We start from the raw sequence: 18,666 nt of genomic DNA on the forward strand, positions 1-18,666 counted from the left end.
CCGCCTCGGCGGCGCCGCCGAGCTGGTCGCGGGCGGAAAGCAGGGCCGCCCGCACGGCCTCGGCACCGGCGGACCGGCAGCCGCTGGCGCCGCAGCAGCGAAGTTGCATCCGGGGAGAGGAAGCCATCAGCGTGCCCCGGTTCCACTGCCGTCTGCCCTGCCGTCTGCCCTGGCATCGGCGCCGGAAGCGTCGTCTGCCGAGAGCCCCAGGGCGCCCAGGCGTGCATCCAGGGCCGCCGGATCGTCCACCGGCAGGCGGGCCTCCAGGTGGCCGTCCACCACCAGCACAGGCGCCTGGCCGCAAGCCCCCAGGCAGCTGACGTGTTCCAGGGCCCAGGTGCCGTTGCCGGCAGCGTCATCGAGCCGCAGCCCCAGCCGCCGCTCCAGCCGTGCCGCCAGCTCCCCACCTCCCTTGACGAAGCAGGCGGTGCCCAGGCACACGGCGCAGCGGTGTGCGGTGGGGGCCTTGAGCCGGAACAGGTGGTAGAAGCTCGCCACCCCGAACACCCGGGCCAGAGGCAGCTTCAGCTCCCGCGCCACCTGGGCCAGGGCCCCCGGCGGCAGATAGCCGTAGATCTCCTGCACCTGGTGCAGCACCTCGATCAGGGCATCGGAGCGGCCACGGTGCTGACGAATCAGCCGCGAGGTGCGCTCCACCGCCTCGGCAGGCAGAACAGTCTCGGCAGGAAGAACCGCCTTGGGGAGCAGATCCGCCCGGCGGAGCGCTGATGGTGGCGCGGAGAGCGGCGCGGTCATGGGCTGACGCGACAGGCGCGGTCTTGCCACCGGCCTAGCCAGCGCCGGCACGGCTGTCAGCGAATGTGGTGGAAGTCTGGCCTGGAGGCCGTCAGCGATGGGCGCCACGGGACTGGTGATCGATCCGGCCTTCCGGCTGCACGAGACGGGCAGTGGCCACCCCGAGAGCCCGCGGCGGCTGGAGGCGATCGAAACCGAACTGCAGCGCCGCGGCCTGCGGCAGCGCTGCCAGCTGATTCGGGCCCGGCCCGCCACGGACCTGGAGCTTCAGCGTTGCCACACGGTTCGCTATCTCGAGACGGTGCGCCGCGATGTGGCTTACGACGCCAGGCAACTCTCCACCGGCGACACCACCATCTGTGACGCGTCGGAAGATGTGGCCAGGCTGGCGGCCGGCGGCACCCTTGCAGCGGTGGAGGCGGTGCTCAGCGGCCAGGTGAACCACGCCTTCGCCCTGGTGCGCCCCCCCGGTCACCATGCCGAGGCCGATCGGGGCATGGGGTTCTGCATCTTCAACAACGTGGCCCTGGGCGCCCGCCATGCCCAGGTGGTGCATGGCCTGGAGCGGGTGCTGATCATCGACTGGGACCTGCACCACGGCAACGGCACCCAGGCGATCTTCTGGCGCGATTCCAGCGTGCTCTTCGCCAGCGTGCATGAATGGGGCAACTACCCCGGCAGCGGCGCCGCCACGGAACGGGGGGAGGGTCCGGGCCTGGGCTTCACCCTCAACTGCCCCCTGCCCGGCGGCAGTGACGGCCCGGCGGTGCTCACGGCCCTGACCGCCGTGCTGCGGCCCGCCGCCGAGCGGTTCCGGCCCCAGTTGGTGCTGGTGTCGGCCGGCTTCGACAGCCACCGGGACGATCCCCTGGGCAGCTTCCGGCTCGAGGACAGCGACTATGGCGCCCTCACCCAGCTCTGCCTGGACATCGCCAGCGAACACGCCGATGGCCGGCTGGTGTCCGTGCTGGAGGGGGGCTACGCGCTGCAGGGCCTGGCGGGCGGCGCCGCCGCTCACGTTGAGACCCTGCTGGCGAGCGGATCAGCGCCGACCGGATCAGGGCCAGCCTGATCAGCGTCGACCAGATCAACCGGCACCGCATCACCGGGAAGCGATGCAGTGGCCAGATCGATCCAGGCCTCCATCACCTCGGGGGTGGAGCGCAGGCTGAACCCGAGCTTGCTGCACACCCGTTGCATGGCGCCGTTCTCGTGCAGGATCTCGGCCGTCACCCGGTCGACACCTTCATCGCGGCCGCTGCGCAGCAGCTGGGCCAGCAGCTCGGTTCCCAGACCCTGCCTCTGATACGGGTCGCTGATCAGCATCGAGAACTCGGCGTCATTGGAGCCATGCATCCGGCTGAGCCGCCCCACCGCCAGAACCCGGTGCTCGCCGGAATCGGGGTCGCGCCGGTCCACCACCAGGGCCAGCTCCCGGTCGTAGTCGGTGAAGCAGATGCGCAGCAGCCGCTCGTGGGTGATGCGGTGGCTCAGCGACATCATGTGGAAGTAGCGGTAGTAGACGCTCTCTTCCGAAAGGGTGCGGTGGAAGGCCACCAGCAGGGGTTCGTCCTCGGGCCGGATCGGGCGGATGGTCACCGGACTGCCGTCCTGCAGACGCCAGTGGTGCACGTACTGGCTGGGGTACGGGCGAATGGCCGGTCGGGGCAGGGGACAGGTGGCGCCCGCCACCGGCTGGATCAGAATGCGCGCATCAACAGCCACCAGGGGCCGCACCGGATCGCCGGGCCGCACCAGCAGCGGATTGATGTCGATCTCGCGGATGGCGGGCTGCTCCAGTACCAGTTGGCTGAGCCGCACCAACAGCCGCTCCAGCTCCTCCAGATCGGCTGGCGGGCCGCCGCGCACCCCCTGCAGGGCGTGGTAGACGCGGGTCTGCTCCATCAACCGCCGCGCCAGGGTGGTGTTCAGGGGCGGCAGAGCCACGGCGCTGTCGCGGTACACCTCCACCAGGGTGCCGCCGCTGCCGAACAGGATCACCGGCCCGAACTGGGGATCGAGACTGCTGCCCACGATCAGCTCCAGGCCCCCCTGCCGCTGCAGCATCGGCTGCACCGACACCCCATCGAAAGCTTCCGGCCCGCACTGCTCCGGGATCCGGCTGGCCATGGCGGCGAAGGCCGCCTCCACCGCCTCGCCGCTGGCGAGATCCAGCCACACACCACCCACATCGCTCTTGTGGGTGATGGTGCGGCTGTTGAGCTTCAGCACCACGGGGAAGCCGATGGCCTCGGCGGCGGCGCGGGCCTGGCTGGCGCTGCGGGCCAGGCGGGTGTCCAGCACCGGAATGCCGTAGCCCGCCAGCACCTGCTTGGCCTCCGTCTCGCTCAGCAGCTCACGGCCCTCATCCAGGGCTCGCTCCAGCACGCGGCGACCGGTGGCATGGTCGTCCGGCGCTCTTGCGCCGGCACCCTCATCGGCCTCAGGCAGCAGGGCGGGGGTCTCGTACAGACCGCGCAGGTTGTAGCTGAAGGTCCAGAGGGCGATGAACAGACGGGCCGCGGCGTCGGGGTAGGAGTTGGTGGCGATCCCGGCGGCATTGAGAATCGCCACCCCACGGGCCACCTCGTCGCCCCCCATCCAGCTGGCCAGCAGGGGCTTGCTGCTGGCCTCGGCCAGCTGCCGCAGGCGCTGGGCCGTGGTGGTGGGATCGGTCATCGCCTGGGGTGTGAGGATCACCAGCAGGCCATCGCTGCCGGGATCGGCCAGGGCGATCTCGATGGTGCGGGCGTAGCGCTCCGGATCGGCATCGCCGAGGATGTCAATGGGGTTGCCATGGCTCCACTGGGCCGGCAACACCGCATCGAGGGCAGTGAGGCTCTCGTTCGAGAGCTGGGCCAGCTGGCCGCCGCTGAGCACCAGGGCATCGGTGGCGAGCACCCCCGGGCCGCCGGCATTGGTGACGATCGCCAGGCGCCGGCCGCTGGGGCGTCGGGGCTGTTTGGCCAGCACACCGGCCAGGTCGAACAGGTCCGAGAGGCGATCCACCCGCAGCACGCCGCAGCGCCGCAGCGCTGCCTCCAGCACCACGTCGCTGCCCGCCAGGGCCCCGGTGTGGGAGGCCGCCGCCCGCGCCGCCTCGGCACTGCGCCCGCCCTTGATCAGCACGATCGGTTTGGTCAGCGCCACCTCGCGCGCAGCCGAGAGGAAGGCGCGGGCATCGCCGATCGCCTCCATGTAGATCACGATGCTGCGCGTGGCGGGATCGTCACCCAGATAGGTGATCAGATCGCCCCAGCCCACATCCAGCATCGAGCCCATCGACACGAAGGCGCTGAAGCCCACCCCCTGCTGATGGCTCCAGTCGAGCACCGCGGTGCAGATCGCCCCGGACTGGCTCAGGAAGCCCACATGGCCTGGCGCCGCCATGCCGGAGGCGAAGGTGGCATTGAGCCCCAGGCGGGGGTTCATCAGCCCCAGGCAGTTGGGGCCGAGCAGCCGCAACCCGGAGCCGCGCAGCGTCTCGCGCAGCTGGTTCTCCAGCGCAAGCCCTGCGGGCCCCACCTCCCGGAAGCCCGCGGAGATCACAATCACCGCCTTCACCCCGGCGGCGGCGCACTCCGCCAGCCGCTGGGGCACGGTGGCGGCCGGCGTGGCGATCAGGGCCAGATCCACCGGCTCGGGAATCTCCGCCACGCTGGCGCTGCAGCGCACTCCCAGCACGCTGTGGCGCCGCGGATTGACCGGATAGACCGTGCCGCCGAAGGGCGAGCGGATCAGGTTCCAGAGCAGGGTGCGGCCCACGCTGCCGGGCCGCTCGCTGGCACCGATCACAGCCACGCAGCCTGGCCTGAACAGGGCCCCGAGCGGCTGCCTCTCGCTGCGCAGGATGTCGTAGGTGGGGTCGGTGCTTCTGCCCTGGCCATGGCCGGGGGTGCGGCCCACTGGGTCGGTCATGGCAGGCGCTCGCGATGGTGCGGCTCTGTCATCCAGCCGACAGCAGGTTCCCCGCCGTCCATCACAGCCGAATTCTGCCCGTCAACATCGGGCTCCTGCAGCTGGAAAGTGAGTTGATCCAGATCGATGCGATGGGGCTCCAGGCGGGCCTGACAACCCGCGAGCAGATCGGCGGCCTGCTCGGTGCCGAGGCCGCCGAAGAGCTCCGTTCCGCGAGGCCCGTCGCGGGCCACCAGCGGCCCGCGGCCGCAGAGTCTCAGGCAGCCCACCGCTCGGATCAGCACGGCGGCCTCACCGGCTTCGCCGTTGGCGCGGGCCGCAAGCAAGGCCCTGCGCAGCCGTTCACTGCCGGCGCTGCGGCAGCTGCTGGCACTGCAGCAGCGCAGCACGACGGGCTCACGGCTCATGGCGTTCCCCCCGCTGGGCATCGCCGCTGGAACGTTCGGGCACGACGGGCAGGCGGCTGATCCCTGCGTCTGCTTTAGCCAGGTCAGCCGCCGCTGTCAGCGAGCCGCTCTCAGGTTTCGTTGCCGCCGAACATGTCGTCGTACCCCTGGTAGGGATCGAACTCGTTCCATCCCGGGCTGGCTTCGTCGAACAGGCCGAAGCGAGCGGCTTCGTCGTCCATCAGGGTGTTGCCGGTGGGCCGGGTGTCGCAGGTGATGCCGCCATCGGCATCCTGCACACAGTTCTGGAACACCACGCCGGCCTGGCCCGCACCCGCGCCGATCAGGGCGAGGGCGGCGGCAGGGGCAAGCCCCCGGATCAGTACCCGCAGAGACAGAGCTCGCAGAGGCTGTTCACCCAAAGAGAGAACGCGCAGGGACAGCCTGTCCATCGGAAGCTCGAACGGGACGGATGTCATCAGTGTGGAATGGCGCAGACCGGCTGGGATGATGGCCAGGCGTTGATCCCACCGGACATGTACACCGACTGGACAGCCGTGGCCCTGCTGCTGCTCACCGCAGCTCCTCTGGCGATCGTGGTGGGCACGGCCGGCTTCTTCATCTGGAAGCAGAAGCGTTCGTCACAACGGTGATGTGGTCCGAAAGCCCCCGTGACAGCGGGCCGCTCCAGGACCCTTCGATCAGCCTCCGCAGCGTGTTGCCCTGTTCTGTGGTCTTGAGCTGGCCCTGCCCGAGGCAGTCGAGACAGGTGCGGAACTGTTGATCGCCGTGGCGCAGGATGCCGCTGCCGCCGCATTGGCGGCATTGGGTTGACACGCTGCTGTAGCCCTTGCCACTGGCCATCACAGCCGTGCTGGCTTCGGCATCGGCTCCGATGGCTGCATGGGGTCTTGGGCTTTGCATCTCCGGTCCTCGTCGATTCGGTGGCGGCGGAGCAGAGCTGCAGAGCCAGCCGCCGAGATGCTTCAACTGTGGGCGATTTTGGTTGTTCTGATCCCGAAACCTTCCTTAAGGTCTGAGGCCAGGTCATCGGCACGTGGCTCCTGCCTGCTCAGCTGACGCAACAGCTCACTGAGCAACTCGGCGCTGCTGATCCGGCTGCCATCCGGTACCAGCGCCAGGCTCGCGGCCAGGAGCCCGATCACCGCCGGCCCATCCAGACCCTGCTGACGCAGGCCCGCCGCTCCCTCGGCTCCCTCCCGTTTGCTCAGCCGCCGGCCCTGCCCGTCGCGCCAGAGCGGCAGATGGCAGTAGCGGGGTGGTGTGGCCCCCAGTTCAGCCATCACCGCCACCTGGGCACCACTGGCCCAGCGAAGGTCCTCGCCCCGCACCACATCGGTGACGCCGAACAGCAGCTCATCCACGGCCGTGGCGAGGTGATAGGCCACGAAACCATCGGAGCGCCGCAGCACCACATCCCCCACCTCGGTGGCACCATCCAGCCGGCCGGGAGCCCCACGGCGCTCCGGCCACAGCAGCGCCCCCTCCGCCAGCCGCAACCGCCAGCTGGGCAGCCGCTCCTGGAGGAAGCCCCAATGGGGCAGCCGCTCACTGCAGTACCCCGGATACACCGGCGGCTGGCCATGGGGCGCGGAGATGTCCGACAGCAGACGGCGGCTGCAGCGGCAGGGGTAGAGACGCCCGGCCCGGCGCAGGGCTGAGAGCACGCTGGCGTAGAGGCCGCGGCGTTCGCTCTGGCGAATCACCGGCCCGTCCCAGTCCAGCTCCAGCCAGCGAAGATCAGCCAGGATCCCGTCTTCAGCTCCGGCTCGGTTGCGCGGCGTGTCGAGATCGTCGAGTCGCAGCAACCATTCCCCGCCGGCCAGGCGGGCATCGAGCCAGCTCAGCAGAGCCGTGCGCAGATTGCCCCGGTGCAGTGGGCCGGTGGGCGAGGGAGCGTAACGACCGCGGTAGCGGCTGCGCGAACGCAGCTCCATCCCCTGCTCGAGCTGCGCCTGCAGATGGCGGGGCAACGCAAGGGAGGGCACGGAGAAATGTGGGCTTCAGCGAGAAAAAAAGCGGCCCTGCAGGACCGCACCTGATCCAGGGGGATGAATCGGGGACTCAGCCCTGAACGCGGTCCTTGAACATCTTGCCGGCCGTGAAGGCAGGAACCTTCTTGGCCGGGATCTTGATCTTCTCGCCGGTCTTGGGGTTGAGTCCCTGCCGTTCCGAGCGCTTGCGGGCTTCGAAGGAGCCGAATCCAAGGATCGACACCTTCTTGTCTTCCACCACCGAATCGATGATGGTGTCGATCAGGGCGTCGACCACCTGGGCCACATCGGTCTTGGTCTGCTCCGTGCGGGCTGCCACGAGGTTGACGAGGTCTGCTTTGTTCATCGGACGGTGAAAAATCTCAGGTCGGCGGTGGAGGGCTGGCTGATCGGCGCGGGTTCCGACCGCCGTTTTTGGGTGGGGCGCGCCAATGGTATGGGCACTGATCCCGGTCGGCAACTCGACAGACGGCTTGCCGCAAGGGATCTCGGCCAGTCTGGAGAGTGGGGATACCCCCGTCAAGCCGCTGTAGCGACCTGTTCGGCAAGTTCGCTGATCAGGGAACTGCCGCCGGCCAACAGTTTGTCGCCCCGCAGGGCACCAAGCCCGCCGCCGCAGGCGATCCACTGGGGTGAGGCCGGCGGTAGCCACTGGCGAAGCCGCACCAGACTGCGCTGCTGCCGCGGCCAGTGGAAGGTGCGGGGAGTGCGCAGCGGTACCAGCCGCCCCGGTGCCGTGGGCCCCAGCAGCCTGCCGCAGAACAGGATGTCGAGCCCCGCCGCTGCTGGCGCCTGGACGTGAATCACGCAGGAGCCTGGGGTAGGGCCGGGGGTCCAGAGCAGCCGCAGCCCCGGGGCCGGCTCGGCCTCCTCCCCCCAGTCGACCCGGTCCTGCAGGTTGGGCAGGAGGTAAGACTCCTGCTCCTGCACCAGCACGGGCCAGCCCAGCCGTTCCTGCAGCCGCCGCACCCGGCCATGGCCCTCGCGGCTGGTGAGCACGATCCGGCCCAGGGCCGGCCGTGCCTCCAGAAAGGTGAGATTGGCCTCGCTGAGGGCGGGGCAGTCCACCAGCAGATCGCCATCCGCCAGGGCGAGCAGCCAGGCGGTGCCTCCCTGGCAGTCGCGATTGGGCGCAAAGCACCAGAGTCCGGGAAGCACAGCCAGGGGAGGACGGCCCGGATCGATCGGAGGTGCGGACAGGATGGCCATGGCAATGGGCTCTCCATTGAATCCGGTCCTGCCGCCGGTGCTGCAGTGGCGGTGCCCGTGGCGTGTGGCAGGGTCTGCCTTAGCCTGATCACGCCCAAGGCCGGGTCGTTGTCTTCAATCCGGATCGGTTATCCCTGGCCCCTGGGAGCCGCGACCACCAGCCATGGCGTGAATTTTTCTGTGGCCGCCCCCGCGGCCACGCGGCTTGAGCTGCTCCTGTTCCCCCATGGAGAGGCCAGCGAGCCGGATCGGGTGATTGAGCTCGACCACCGCCATCGCTCCGGCGACCACTGGCATGTGGAGGTGGAGGGTGTCGGGATCGGCTGCTGTTACGCCTACCGGGTCTTCGGACCGATCCAGCCGGGCGGCCACGGCTTCAACCCCTCCAAGGTGCTGCTCGATCCCTGCGCGCGGGCGATCGCCGGCTGGCAGAGCTATCGGCGCGGTACGGCCGTGGGCAGCGTGCCCAACACCGCCTGCTGTCTCAAGGGCGTGGTGACGGAGCGGGATCGCTTCGATTTCGTCGTCGCTCCGCGTCCTCGCCACAGCTGGCAGTCCACGGTGATCTACGAGCTGCATGTGGGCGGCTTCACCCAGGGGGGCGGCGTTCCGGTGGCGGCCGAACGCCAGGGCACCCTGCTGGGGCTGATCGACACCATCCCCTATCTGCGGGAGCTGGGGGTGACCACGATCGAACTGCTGCCCGTGATGGCCTTCGATCCCCAGGATGCGCCACCCGGTCGCCTGAACCACTGGGGCTACAGCCCCCTGAGCTGGATGGCGCCCCATCCCGCCTACCTGCAGGGGGACGACCCGCTGCAGGCCCGTGAGCAGATGCGGCAGCTGGTGATGGCCTGTCATCAGGCGGGTCTGGAGGTGCTCCTGGATGTGGTGTACAACCACACCACCGAGGGGAACCAGGCCGGCCCCACCCTCAGCTGGCGGGGCTTTGGCGATCGCCTGTATTACCAGCAGAACGAGCGCGGCGACTATCTCGACGTCAGTGGCTGCGGCAACACGATCGCTGCCAACCGGCCCCTGGTTCGGCGCCTGATCCTGGAATCCCTGCGTTGCTGGGCGGTGGAGCTGGGCATCGACGGCTTCCGCTTCGATCTGGGCATCGCCCTGAGCCGCGGCGAGCAGCTGGCCCCCCTCAATGATCCTCCCCTGTTCGAGGCCATGGAGGCCGATCCGGAGCTGAGTGATCTGAAGATGATCAGCGAACCCTGGGATTGTGGCGGCCTCTATCGCCTGGCCGACTTCCCCGCCCGGCGAGTGGCCACCTGGAACGGCCGCTTTCGCGATGACCTGCGCCGCTTCTGGAAGGGAGACGATCGCACCTGCTGGCCGGTGGGGCAGCGGCTCAGCGGCAGCCCCGATCTGTTCACCGCTGTGCCGGTGCATCCGGGCCAGTGCATCACCTTCCTCACCGCCCACGACGGCTTCACCCTGGCTGATCTGGTCAGTTTCAACGGCAAGCACAACCTCGCCAACGGCGAGGACAACCGCGACGGCGATAACCACAACAACAGCTGGAATCACGGGGTGGAGGGGCCCAGCACCGACAACGCCATCAGCGTCCTGCGGGATCGCCAGATCAGGAATCTGCTGGCCTCGCTGTTATTGGCGCCAGGGGTGCCGATGCTGCTGATGGGCGACGAGGTGCGCCGCAGCCAGGGGGGCAATAACAACACCTGGTGCCAGGACAATCCGCTCGGATGGATGCACTGGCAGCCCGATGCCGAAGACCTGGCCCTGCGCACCTATGTGATTCGACTGCTCACCCTGCGTCGCCATCTGGCGGCCCTGCTCAACCCGGAAGCGCCCTTTCTCGATGGCCTGGTGGAAGAAGCGCCCGGTTCGGAACCTTCCCATCTGTGGCGGGAGTGGCACGGGGTTGAGCTGCGCAAGCCCGACTGGGCCAGCTGGTCCCACACCCTGGCCTGGAGCCTGCACGATCCCCACCATGGCGCCCTGCTGTGGTGCGGCATGAATGCCTATGGCAAGGCCATGCATTTCGACCTGCCGCCCTGCCCCGCAGGCTGGATGCGGATCATCGATACGGCCCTGCCCGCGGGTCTGGATCTGCCTGCCCGTCCGGAGCGGTGGAGCCCGTCCGGGGCTCCGCTGGAGAGCCGCAGCCTGATGCTGATGCTGGCGGCACCCCTGGTGAAGGGATTGCGGCTGAAGGGCTGATGATTGCAAGACTGATGGCGGATTTCAGGTTCCGCCGCGCTGGGGACACTGACGCTGCCGGCACATCTCTGACACAGGCTGCCGATCTGAATCAAATGCCGTACCGCATCGACAGCAGACGCGCACACAGGCCTGCAGACAGAGCTGCACGGCTTTGCAGCAGGATCTGAGCCGCTAGATTGAGAGAGGATTTCGCTGGTGAGCCTGCCACATGTGGCTGCGCACAGGCTGTAGTTTAACCTTCACTATCACAGCGCCAACCCCCTTCATTCTGATGCTGCGATTGCGCAGTGGCGCTCAGCAATGGATCGCTCGGGAAGAATACAGATTAAATCCCTACATCCCCGTATTCGAGTACACGGATGGTTACGGCAATCTCTGCCAGCGACTGGTTGCCCTCCCGGGCCCGCTTGCCATTCACACCACATCCGAAGTGCTGACCGCTGACCACGTTGACCAGGCGCCGGGAGCGCCCATTGTCACCATCGAGAATCTTCCCGAAAACGTGCTCAGCTACCTGTTGCCAAGTCGCTATTGCGAATCCGACCGATTCGGCCTCATGGCCGCAGACATTGTAGCCGGACAACGACTCGGCTACGACCAGGTCAAGGCAATTGAAAGCTGGTTGCGCAGCACAATTCGTTATGAACCAGGCATCAATTACATTCCCCTATCGGCCACGGAAGTCCATGCAAAAGGATCGGGAGTCTGTCGCGATCTAGCTCACCTTGGCATTGCTCTTTGCCGCAGCCTGAGCATCCCAGCACGATTGGTGGCTGGATATCTTTATGGGCTCAGGCCCATGGACCTGCACGCCTGGTTTGAAGCCTACGTTGCAGGGCGTTGGTATACCTTTGATGCCACGCAGACCGAGCTTCGTGGTGGCTATGTGGTGATCGGCTATGGCCGCGATGCCGCCGATGTGGCGATTTACAATCAGTTTGGGCCTGCTGTACACCCAGAAACGCAGAGCGTTCATGTTGATCGCCTGGACGGAGGCGACAGCTGATGGCACCGACTGCAGCGCAGCAGGCCTGAACCACGCGCCATGCAGAACCACGCGATCGACGCAACGCTGACGTGGCGCGCGACGATCGGTCTGTCGTGGGGCCAGGGCAGAGACTCACGATCCGCACCTGGCTTCAGTCCCTGAGGCATCGATTGGAGAAGAAAAACTGCGGTGCTTCCGGTTGCCGCCTGCTGGGCTCGGCGGCCCCAGCGGCCTTGCGCGGCGGCGCGGCGTCCGTCTCCCCATAGACCGCAAGGGCAGCTCGAACATGCCGCAGCAACTCCTGACGCATCCCATCGGGTGCCTCGATGCGAAGCTCGCCTCCGAAGCCGAACAGCCAGTTGCGCAGGTCCACATCACGGGCCACCGTCCAGCTGGGCAGGTCCAGCTCCACCGGATAGGGATGGCTGTCGTCTTTTGCATTCGGCCTCAGCACATGGGGCGCCTTGGGGTGGCGCCACCAGCGATCACCCGCCAGGGGAAGGGAGAAGCGGGTGTGCTCGATCGGGTAGCGCGCCACCCCCTCGCGAATGAAGGCGAAAGCCGAAGCGGTACAGGAGAAGCGCAGGGTCTCCAGGGCCGTGTCGCGCAGCCGCGCTGAGCTGCTGGCGATGGCGAGCTGCGGCGCCAGCTCCTCGCCGAAGTCGATGCCGCCGCAATGGTGCAGCAGGCGCTCGACCCGTTGCAGGGAGCGGCGATGCTCCTCAGGACTGCGGCGCAACCGCCCCTCGCTGCGGGTCAGAGCCAGTCGATCGAGCCGCTCGCTGCGGATCAATCCCTCCGCCTGCCCCACCTGGTCGTCCTCGTAGAGGAGATACCAACCGATGTTGTGGAAGATCAACTGGAGCGGCCACACCCTCAGAATCCCTTGAGGGCTTTCTGGAAAACTGCCGGCGGAGGCGAACCGCTCCAGGCACACCCGCCGGTGTTCCAGGATCGCCGTCTCGATCCGCTCGGCCTGCCGGGGTGCAGCGAGCGACTCCCTGCGAACAAGGGCGGCTTCGAGGATGGAGTGGCGGGCATAGCTGCGCACCGGCAGGGCTTCGCTGATGTCGAGTCCCGCCCAGCCCAGCCGTTCATCCAGTTCGGTCAGCAGCTCCTGGGTCGAGGGATCAGCGAGTCGCCCGGCGGCCTGGCGCACCACGTCGTGCACCTCCCGCAGCCGCGCCGCCGAGAGGATGGCGGTGCCGAGGCAGTAGCCATGGCGGACGTTGTCGTTGCGGGAGCGGAAGCCGTAGGGGGTGAGGATCTTTTCGATGTCCTTGCGCAGGGTGGCGCTTTCGCCGCGGAGATAGGCGCCGGGAATCGCTTCGATCTGGGCGATCAGGTGCTGGTGCAGATTGCTCCCCTTTTCCCCCGCCCGATCGAAGGGGGCTTGCAACATGTGGCGCAGCAGGGTCATCACCCGCAGGAACACCGGGCCATCGGCCATGGGCGGCGAGCCACCGTGCACACCCCCACTGGCCGGCACAGCCGGGCGCCGCAGCGGCTGATCCGCCGGTCCCGGCTCCAGCAGCTGGATCGGTGCATCGACCGCCACAGCACTGGTGAAGCCGTTCTGCTCGAGCCAGAGCAGGTCACGGCGGAGGGCTGCGGCATCGGCGTAGCAGTCGCCATGCAGACGGCGCAGATAGGCTGCGGCCCGTTCGGCCAGGTCCCCTTGCGGCGGTGGTGACACCCAGGCTTCCAGTTCCTCCCGCGTCCCCGGATCGGAGGCCTCGAGATCGGGGAAGGAGACCAGCAGGCGAATCAGGTGAAGCAGCCGCTCCAGATCGAGCAGGCGCGAGTACCCGTGTCGCTGCAGCCGATTCTCGCGATTGCGGGACGATCGAATCCGCTTGTCGAGACCGGCCAGTTCGCTCTGCAGCACCGGCACCAGATCGTCATGGTGGCTGGGCACCAGGGCGCAGATCGCCGCAAAGCCCTCGCTGCGCTGCGGGCCGGCATGGGAATCGGCCAGGGCGGCGGCCATCTCCTGAATCACCGGCACCGGCACGGGGCGCTCGCGTCGCTGGTTCCACTCCAGGCAGGTGGGCAGGGGCGTATGGAGCCACCAGCCGATCCACTCCACGGCCACCGGCAGCGACAGGGCCTGGGTGATTGCCAGCCGCCAGGCCCGCCTGGCATGGGTGGCATCCACGATCACCGGGCTGCCGTTGGCCACCGCCTCCTGCAGGCGCTGGTGCAGGCGTTGCTGGATTTCGCCCCAGGGCCCCTGAACGGCCGCATCGCCGAACACCTCGGCGCGGATCGCATCCGTGGAGAGCACCACCGCGGGCGGCTGTCCGGGGCCGCTGAGCAGGGGAGCCAGGGCTCGCGCCAGGGTGGTCTTGCCACTGGCGGGTGGACCGATCAGCAGGTGGCAACGCAGTGGCGCCATGGGGCAGACGACCGGATTCTCCCCAGTTTTTCGCACGCAACCTGCACCCGCCAGTCCTTCACTGGCAAACGCTGGCATCACAAGCCAGACCCGGGTACCACAAGCATGGCGGCTGGGACGGGCACTGCTCTAGCTGCCTCTGCAGGAGCAGTCCTTGCTCAAGGCCCTGGATCGAGCGGGGATCACGCGACGCCGTGCCGGTTTCCACTCCCGGTCGGCTCTTCTGCAAATCGGAGGAATGCCGTTGAATTTTTTCCAGACGCTTGCGGGGCACCCACGATTTCTCCTCCCTCTCCTGCACCCGCCGTCGCCGCCACACCGCCCGCGTCCGATGCTCCGGCGCCGTCGGCCCCTCCCCTGGTGCTGGTGCATGGGCTGCTGGACAGCCCGCAGGTCTTTGATCGGTTGAAACGGGAGCTGGGGGACCGCCGCCATCCGCTGCTGATCCCCGATCTGCCGTTGCGCTTGGGCCGCACACCGATCGAAGAGGCAGCCGTTCTGCTCGGCAGCCACATCGAGGCGGCCTTCGGGCTGGATCAGCCCATCGATCTGCTGGGGTTCTCGATCGGTGGTGTGATCGCCCGCACCTGGATCCAGCTGCTGGGGGGCTATCGGCGCACCCGGCGGTTCATCAGCGTCGGCAGCCCGCAGCAGGGCACGCTCACGGCCGAGCTGTGGCCCCGCCAGCTGGTGGCCGGCATCGCCGATCTGAAGATGGGCAGCCCCCTGTTACAGCAGCTCAACAGCGATCAGGACGCCCTGCGCGGGATCGATTGCCACAGCTTTTACTCCGCCATCGATCTGGCCGTGCTGCCGGGATGGCGTGCCGTGCTGCCGGTGGGAGAGCGCACCATGCTGCCGGTCTGGACCCATCCCCAGATCCTGCGTGACCCCGCCTCGATCCGGCCCCTGGCCCAGGAGCTGCTGCGGCCCTGAACGGGGATCCCTACTGGCCCCCCTGGGGAAGCCGCATAGCGTTGGGGTGATCCGGCAGGCAGGCCTTTGATCGACTTGCTCGGTATCTCGATGTTGGTGCGCTGGCTGCTGGGCTGGTTCCTCTCCCTGCGCATGCCCCTGCTGCCGGAGGCCTCCCTCAGTCAGGTGCCGCGGGTCTCGGTGCTGATCCCGGCCCGCAATGAGGAGACCACCCTGCCCAACCTGCTGGCCGCCCTGAACCGGCAGAGCGTACGGCCGCTGGAGGTGATCGTGATCGACGACCACTCCACCGATCGCACCGCCTCGATCGCCATGGAGTGTGCCCAGGAGCTGCCGATCACCGTCATGCAACCGCCGCCGCTGCCGCAGGGTTGGTGCGGCAAGACCTGGGCCTTGCACAACGGCGTACGAGCCAGCCACGGCGAGGTGCTCGTGTTCCTGGATGCCGACACCGAGCCCCTGCCGAGCTTCCTCGAACGGCTGCTGGCGAAGCACCAGACCCTGGGTGGGCTGGTGTCCGTGCAGCCCTACCACCGCACGGAGAAGCCCTATGAACAGCTCTCGGTGCTGTTCAATCTGGTGGGGCTGATGGCCGTGCCCCTGGGCCAGGGCAGTGGCGTCGCCTTCGGTCCGGCGCTGGTGACCAGCCGCATCGACTACGACCGCAGCGGCGGCCATGCCGCCGTGGCGGGGAAGGTGGTGGAAGACTGGTTTCTAGGCCACTGCTATGAACAGGCGGGCCTGCCGGTGAGCGCCTTCCTCGGCCTCGGCGCGATCGACTACCGCATGTATCCCGGTGGTCTGCGCGACATGGTGACGGGCTTCGGCAAGAACTTCGCCACCGCCGCTGGCGAGGTGCGCTGGCCCTGGATGCTGGCGGTGCTGTTGTGGCTGTCGGGGCTGTTCTGGGCCGCCTGGTGCCTGCCGGCCTCCCTGCTGGGCTGGCCGATGGTGGGCGATCCGGCCCTGCTGCCCAATGCCGTGGTGTACGGGGCCTACGCGCTGCAGCTGCTGCTGATCACCCGCCGGGTGGGTCGTTTCGGCTGGATCAACCTGGTGTTCCTGATCCCCGTTCTGTTCTTCATCGGCGTCTTCGTGCTGGCGATTCTCAACCTCGAGCGCGGTCGCGTCAGCTGGAAGGGCCGCACCTTCAGCACCCGCGACCGAGCCAGAACAGCCTGAGGCTGCTGGCGTCAGCGGCCCAGGATGCGGCCTTCGACCTGCAACTCCAGGGCAAGTCCAGCGTCTTCGGCATGGCGCGCCACCACCAGCCGGTGCAGGCCAGGTTCGAGCACGAAGCCATCGCTGGATTCCTCGAAGTAGGCAAGCCGCCGCAGCGGGATCCGCAGCACGAGGCGCCTCTGCTCTGCCATCGCCAGGCTGGCCCTCTGGAAGCCCACCAGCACCCGAGCGGGGCGTTCCACCTGCCGGCCGGGCGGCTCCAGGTAGACCTGAACCACCTCATCGGCCTCCATCGCGCCCCCATTGCGCACCGTGACCTCCACCACCAGCTCGCCCTCCTCCCCGGCCTGCGGCTGGATCGCGGCTGTGAGGTCTGCCAGCTCGAAACGGCTGTAGGAGAGTCCGTAGCCGAAAGGATAGGCGGCGCGATGGCCCTCACGCCGCAGGCGGCGGTAGCCATGCCACAGGTCGTAGGTGACCTGCTGGGCGCGGGGCTCGAAGGGCGGCAGATGCGCCGCATTGGTGGGGATCGTGAAGGGGAGGCGCCCGGATGGGGAGACCCGGCCCAGCAGCACGTCGGCCAGAGCCTCGCCGCCCCGCTGCCCCGGGTACCAGAGCAGCAGCAGGCCGGGCACCCGGTCGTGCCACCCCTCGGTGAGGATGGCGCCACCACCCATCAGCACCACCACGGTGCGGGGATTGGCGGCGGCCACCGCCTCGATCAGCGCCACCTGCTCAGGCGGCAGATCCAGCCCGGTGCGGTCCCCCGCGGCGAAGTCGCCGCCCCGCCTGGCCGAGCCGTAGCTGGTGATCCAGGCGATCAGGCGGGCCACGGGTCGCCAGAGCGGCAACACCCGGCTCCGCCCCAGGCGCAGCAGGCCATCGGGCGGGGGGACCTGCTGCAGGATCGGGGCAATGTCGCCGGGATGGATGTGCTCTCCCTCCAGGCGCCAGTCCAGCCCCAGCACCAGCAGGGCCGCGTCGCACTTGGCGGCCAGGGCGGTGGCCGCCCGGAGGTCGGCGCCATCGGCAACCTCCAGCCGGAGCTCCGGGGCGGCGGCCTGCAGGCCCGCCAGGGGTGTGACCACCGATCCCGGCTCGGGCCGGGTGTCCGAGGAACCCCGATCGCCCAGGTTCGCCACCGCCAGATACGGACCGATCACGGCCAGGGAGTGCAGACCCCGCAGGGGCAGCACCGATCCTTCGTTCTTCAGCAGCACGATCGATTTGGTGGCCGCCTCCCGGGCCAGTTGCCGATGGTCGGCGCAGTGGCGCAGGGACATCGGATAGGAGCCTGGAGGAACCGTGAGCTGGGCCTGCAAGAGCTGCAGCACTGCCTCGTCAATGCGCTGGATCGGCAGGCGCCCATCCGCCACCGCCTCGCTGAGGCTGCCCTCGAAGATCATCCGGAACGGCATCTCCAGGTCCTGGCCCGCCAGCAGAGCCCGCACCCCATCCCGCACACCGAAGATGAAATCGGTGACGACAAATCCCCCAAAGTCCCAGCGGGTCTTGAGGATGTCCTGCAGCAGCTGGGGATGCTGTCCGCACCATTCGCCGTTGACCCGGTTGTAGGCGCTCATCACCGAGCCGGCGCCGGCCTTGACACAGTCGCGGAAGTGGGGGAGGTAGAGCTCATGCAGCACCCGCTGCGAGGCACGAACGTCCACCAGGAAGCGGGAGCTGTCGATCGAGTTGAGCGCAAAGTGCTTGACGCAGGCGATGGCGTGGCGCTGCAGACCGCGGGTCATCGCTGCTCCCATGGCACCCAGATGCACCGGGTCTTCGCCATAGGTCTCCTGGGCCCGGCCCCAGCCGGGATGGCGCAGCAGGTTGACGCACACGGCGGCCACCCAGTCGGCACCGAAGCTGCGGGCCTCGCGGGCGATCGCCTCGCCGATCCTCTCCTCCAGCTCGGGATCCCAGGTGGCACCGCGGGCGATCGGTACCGGAAAGGTGGTGGCACCCCCTTCGAGCACCACACCGCGGGGACCATCGACAAACTGCAGCCCCTTCAGGCCCAGCCTCGGCAGGCAACCGGTGGGCCAGGGATGGCGATGGGAGGCATCCCGGGTGGCGATGTCCACCATGCCGGCCCAGAACGGGGTGTCGCCGTCGAGCAGATGCAGCTTCTCGGCCAGGCTCATCTCCGCCAGCAGCGACAGAGCCCGGGCCTGAGACGCAGGGTCGGGAGCGGGATCAGTCACCGCCTCAACCTAGGAACATCCTCCAGTTCCGCCACGCTGCTCAACAATGCCTGCTGCGGCTGCGGCTGCGGCTGCGGATCAGCGGGGCGGGACTTCATGACAACGCCCATCCATCCATCAGGCTCCCAGGACGTCTGGCTTGACCAGCTCATGGTCCTCGAAACTGAGGGTACGGCGGGCGATCGTGGTGCGGTGCTTCAGGTCTTGGCGATGGTCGAGATGAATCACCACGGGAGCAACCCGAACGGGGATTCCTAGGGCCCGAGCATCTGGACTGGGAACTCCAACAGCAACATCATCATTATCGTTGTCGGAGAGATGGAAACTGTTGGTTTCCTTCTCCTTAAGGACACTTCGAAATTTACAAGATTTGCCAGCCTCTGATCACCATAAAAAATGCCTTTCGGCATCGTCGCAGCAGATCGTAAGTGCTCAAGCAATACAATATTGTCGGCAAATTGCTTCGTATTGG

Annotated in this window: 17 protein-coding genes; 6 read left to right on the top strand and 11 right to left on the bottom strand. The window is 68.1% G+C overall.

All coding sequences use genetic code 11. The features are described from left to right. Positions 1-126: 126 nt before the first annotated feature. On the bottom strand, positions 127-756 hold the full coding sequence (locus tag VB777_RS05295; protein ID WP_323247531.1) for an NAD(P)H-dependent oxidoreductase subunit E: 630 nt from the start codon (positions 754-756) through the stop codon (positions 127-129). Positions 757-853: 97 nt separating this feature from the next. Between VB777_RS05295 and VB777_RS05300 the strand changes: the two genes are divergently transcribed. Further along, positions 854-1,828, top strand: a complete 975-nt coding sequence (locus tag VB777_RS05300) for a histone deacetylase (RefSeq protein WP_197153994.1) — start codon at positions 854-856, stop codon at positions 1,826-1,828. Here VB777_RS05300 and VB777_RS05305 read toward each other — a convergent pair. The 3 genes from VB777_RS05305 to VB777_RS05315 all read right to left on the bottom strand — a co-directional run bounded on the left by VB777_RS05305 (position 1,771) and on the right by VB777_RS05315 (position 5,512). Beyond that, the gene (locus tag VB777_RS05305; RefSeq protein WP_323247533.1) at positions 1,771-4,674 is read right to left on the bottom strand and encodes a bifunctional acetate--CoA ligase family protein/GNAT family N-acetyltransferase; all 2,904 of its coding nucleotides are present in this window, start codon (positions 4,672-4,674) and stop codon (positions 1,771-1,773) included. The genes VB777_RS05300 and VB777_RS05305 overlap by 58 nt on opposite strands. Then, the gene (locus tag VB777_RS05310) at positions 4,671-5,081 is read right to left on the bottom strand and encodes a hypothetical protein (RefSeq protein ID WP_197153996.1); all 411 of its coding nucleotides are present in this window, start codon (positions 5,079-5,081) and stop codon (positions 4,671-4,673) included. The genes VB777_RS05305 and VB777_RS05310 overlap by 4 nt, the downstream gene beginning before the upstream one ends. 110 nt (positions 5,082-5,191) lie before the next feature. Continuing rightward, positions 5,192-5,512: a lactate dehydrogenase gene (locus VB777_RS05315; protein ID WP_231597771.1), complete on the bottom strand. Its 321-nt coding sequence runs from the start codon at positions 5,510-5,512 to the stop codon at positions 5,192-5,194. 36 nt (positions 5,513-5,548) lie between these two features. Between VB777_RS05315 and VB777_RS05320 the strand changes: the two genes are divergently transcribed. Next, the gene (locus VB777_RS05320) at positions 5,549-5,713 is read left to right on the top strand and encodes a hypothetical protein (protein WP_197159363.1); all 165 of its coding nucleotides are present in this window, start codon (positions 5,549-5,551) and stop codon (positions 5,711-5,713) included. Here the strand turns inward: VB777_RS05320 and VB777_RS05325 are convergent. The 4 genes from VB777_RS05325 to VB777_RS05340 all read right to left on the bottom strand — a co-directional run bounded on the left by VB777_RS05325 (position 5,679) and on the right by VB777_RS05340 (position 8,284). Next, complete coding sequence (locus VB777_RS05325) at positions 5,679-5,984, bottom strand: hypothetical protein (RefSeq protein ID WP_323247536.1); 306 nt, start codon at positions 5,982-5,984, stop codon at positions 5,679-5,681. The genes VB777_RS05320 and VB777_RS05325 overlap by 35 nt on opposite strands. A gap of 62 nt (positions 5,985-6,046) precedes the next feature. Beyond that, entirely contained in the window at positions 6,047-7,018 is a 972-nt protein-coding gene (gene gluQRS, locus VB777_RS05330; protein ID WP_323247551.1) for a tRNA glutamyl-Q(34) synthetase GluQRS, read from the bottom strand. 127 nt (positions 7,019-7,145) lie between these two features. Next, complete coding sequence (locus VB777_RS05335) at positions 7,146-7,421, bottom strand: HU family DNA-binding protein (protein WP_197153997.1); 276 nt, start codon at positions 7,419-7,421, stop codon at positions 7,146-7,148. A 173-nt stretch (positions 7,422-7,594) separates the two neighbouring features. Further along, complete coding sequence (locus VB777_RS05340) at positions 7,595-8,284, bottom strand: MBL fold metallo-hydrolase (RefSeq protein ID WP_197169729.1); 690 nt, start codon at positions 8,282-8,284, stop codon at positions 7,595-7,597. 108 nt (positions 8,285-8,392) lie between these two features. Here VB777_RS05340 and VB777_RS05345 point away from each other — a divergent pair, with 108 nt between their 5' ends. Both VB777_RS05345 and VB777_RS05350 read left to right on the top strand, forming a co-directional pair. After that, positions 8,393-10,480 (top strand): isoamylase, encoded by a 2,088-nt coding sequence (locus VB777_RS05345; RefSeq protein WP_323247538.1) that lies wholly within the window; start codon positions 8,393-8,395, stop codon positions 10,478-10,480. 274 nt (positions 10,481-10,754) lie between these two features. Beyond that, on the top strand, positions 10,755-11,489 hold the full coding sequence (locus tag VB777_RS05350) for a transglutaminase family protein (RefSeq protein ID WP_322757422.1): 735 nt from the start codon (positions 10,755-10,757) through the stop codon (positions 11,487-11,489). A gap of 133 nt (positions 11,490-11,622) precedes the next feature. On the opposite strand, the gene VB777_RS05355 is transcribed toward VB777_RS05350, so the two are convergent. Continuing rightward, entirely contained in the window at positions 11,623-13,869 is a 2,247-nt protein-coding gene (locus VB777_RS05355; protein WP_323247541.1) for an AAA family ATPase, read from the bottom strand. A 366-nt stretch (positions 13,870-14,235) separates the two neighbouring features. On the opposite strand from VB777_RS05355, the gene VB777_RS05360 reads away from it, so the two are divergent. Beyond that, a complete protein-coding gene (locus VB777_RS05360) occupies positions 14,236-14,805 on the top strand; it encodes an esterase/lipase family protein (RefSeq protein ID WP_231598279.1) in 570 nt (189 codons plus the stop codon). A gap of 66 nt (positions 14,806-14,871) precedes the next feature. After that, on the top strand, positions 14,872-15,987 hold the full coding sequence (locus VB777_RS05365; protein ID WP_323247545.1) for a glycosyltransferase family 2 protein: 1,116 nt from the start codon (positions 14,872-14,874) through the stop codon (positions 15,985-15,987). Between the two features lie 11 nt (positions 15,988-15,998). Here VB777_RS05365 and VB777_RS05370 read toward each other — a convergent pair whose 3' ends face one another. Together VB777_RS05370 and VB777_RS05375 are read right to left on the bottom strand one after the other, a co-directional pair. After that, positions 15,999-18,194 (bottom strand): beta-glucosidase family protein, encoded by a 2,196-nt coding sequence (locus tag VB777_RS05370; RefSeq protein ID WP_323247547.1) that lies wholly within the window; start codon positions 18,192-18,194, stop codon positions 15,999-16,001. A gap of 254 nt (positions 18,195-18,448) precedes the next feature. After that, the coding region (locus tag VB777_RS05375; protein WP_323247549.1) for a hypothetical protein at positions 18,449-18,666 on the bottom strand (218 nt) is incomplete at its 5' end.

This window comes from Synechococcus sp. CCY9202 (assembly GCF_034931685.1).
Taxonomy (GTDB): domain Bacteria; phylum Cyanobacteriota; class Cyanobacteriia; order PCC-6307; family Cyanobiaceae; genus CBW1002.

Excerpts from the sequence above, each read along its gene's own strand:
- VB777_RS05295 (WP_323247531.1), bottom strand. The coding sequence starts at position 756 with ATGACCGCGCCGCTCTCCGCGCCACCATCAGCGCTCCGCCGGGCGGAT.
- VB777_RS05300 (WP_197153994.1), top strand. The coding sequence starts at position 854 with ATGGGCGCCACGGGACTGGTGATCGATCCGGCCTTCCGGCTGCACGAG.
- VB777_RS05305 (WP_323247533.1), bottom strand. The coding sequence starts at position 4,674 with ATGACCGACCCAGTGGGCCGCACCCCCGGCCATGGCCAGGGCAGAAGC.
- VB777_RS05310 (WP_197153996.1), bottom strand. The coding sequence starts at position 5,081 with ATGAGCCGTGAGCCCGTCGTGCTGCGCTGCTGCAGTGCCAGCAGCTGC.
- VB777_RS05315 (WP_231597771.1), bottom strand. The coding sequence starts at position 5,512 with ATGGACAGGCTGTCCCTGCGCGTTCTCTCTTTGGGTGAACAGCCTCTG.
- VB777_RS05320 (WP_197159363.1), top strand. The coding sequence starts at position 5,549 with ATGGCGCAGACCGGCTGGGATGATGGCCAGGCGTTGATCCCACCGGAC.
- VB777_RS05325 (WP_323247536.1), bottom strand. The coding sequence starts at position 5,984 with ATGCAAAGCCCAAGACCCCATGCAGCCATCGGAGCCGATGCCGAAGCC.
- gluQRS (WP_323247551.1), bottom strand. The coding sequence starts at position 7,018 with ATGGAGCTGCGTTCGCGCAGCCGCTACCGCGGTCGTTACGCTCCCTCG.
- VB777_RS05335 (WP_197153997.1), bottom strand. The coding sequence starts at position 7,421 with ATGAACAAAGCAGACCTCGTCAACCTCGTGGCAGCCCGCACGGAGCAG.
- VB777_RS05340 (WP_197169729.1), bottom strand. The coding sequence starts at position 8,284 with ATGGCCATCCTGTCCGCACCTCCGATCGATCCGGGCCGTCCTCCCCTG.
- VB777_RS05350 (WP_322757422.1), top strand. The coding sequence starts at position 10,755 with ATGCTGCGATTGCGCAGTGGCGCTCAGCAATGGATCGCTCGGGAAGAA.
- VB777_RS05355 (WP_323247541.1), bottom strand. The coding sequence starts at position 13,869 with ATGGCGCCACTGCGTTGCCACCTGCTGATCGGTCCACCCGCCAGTGGC.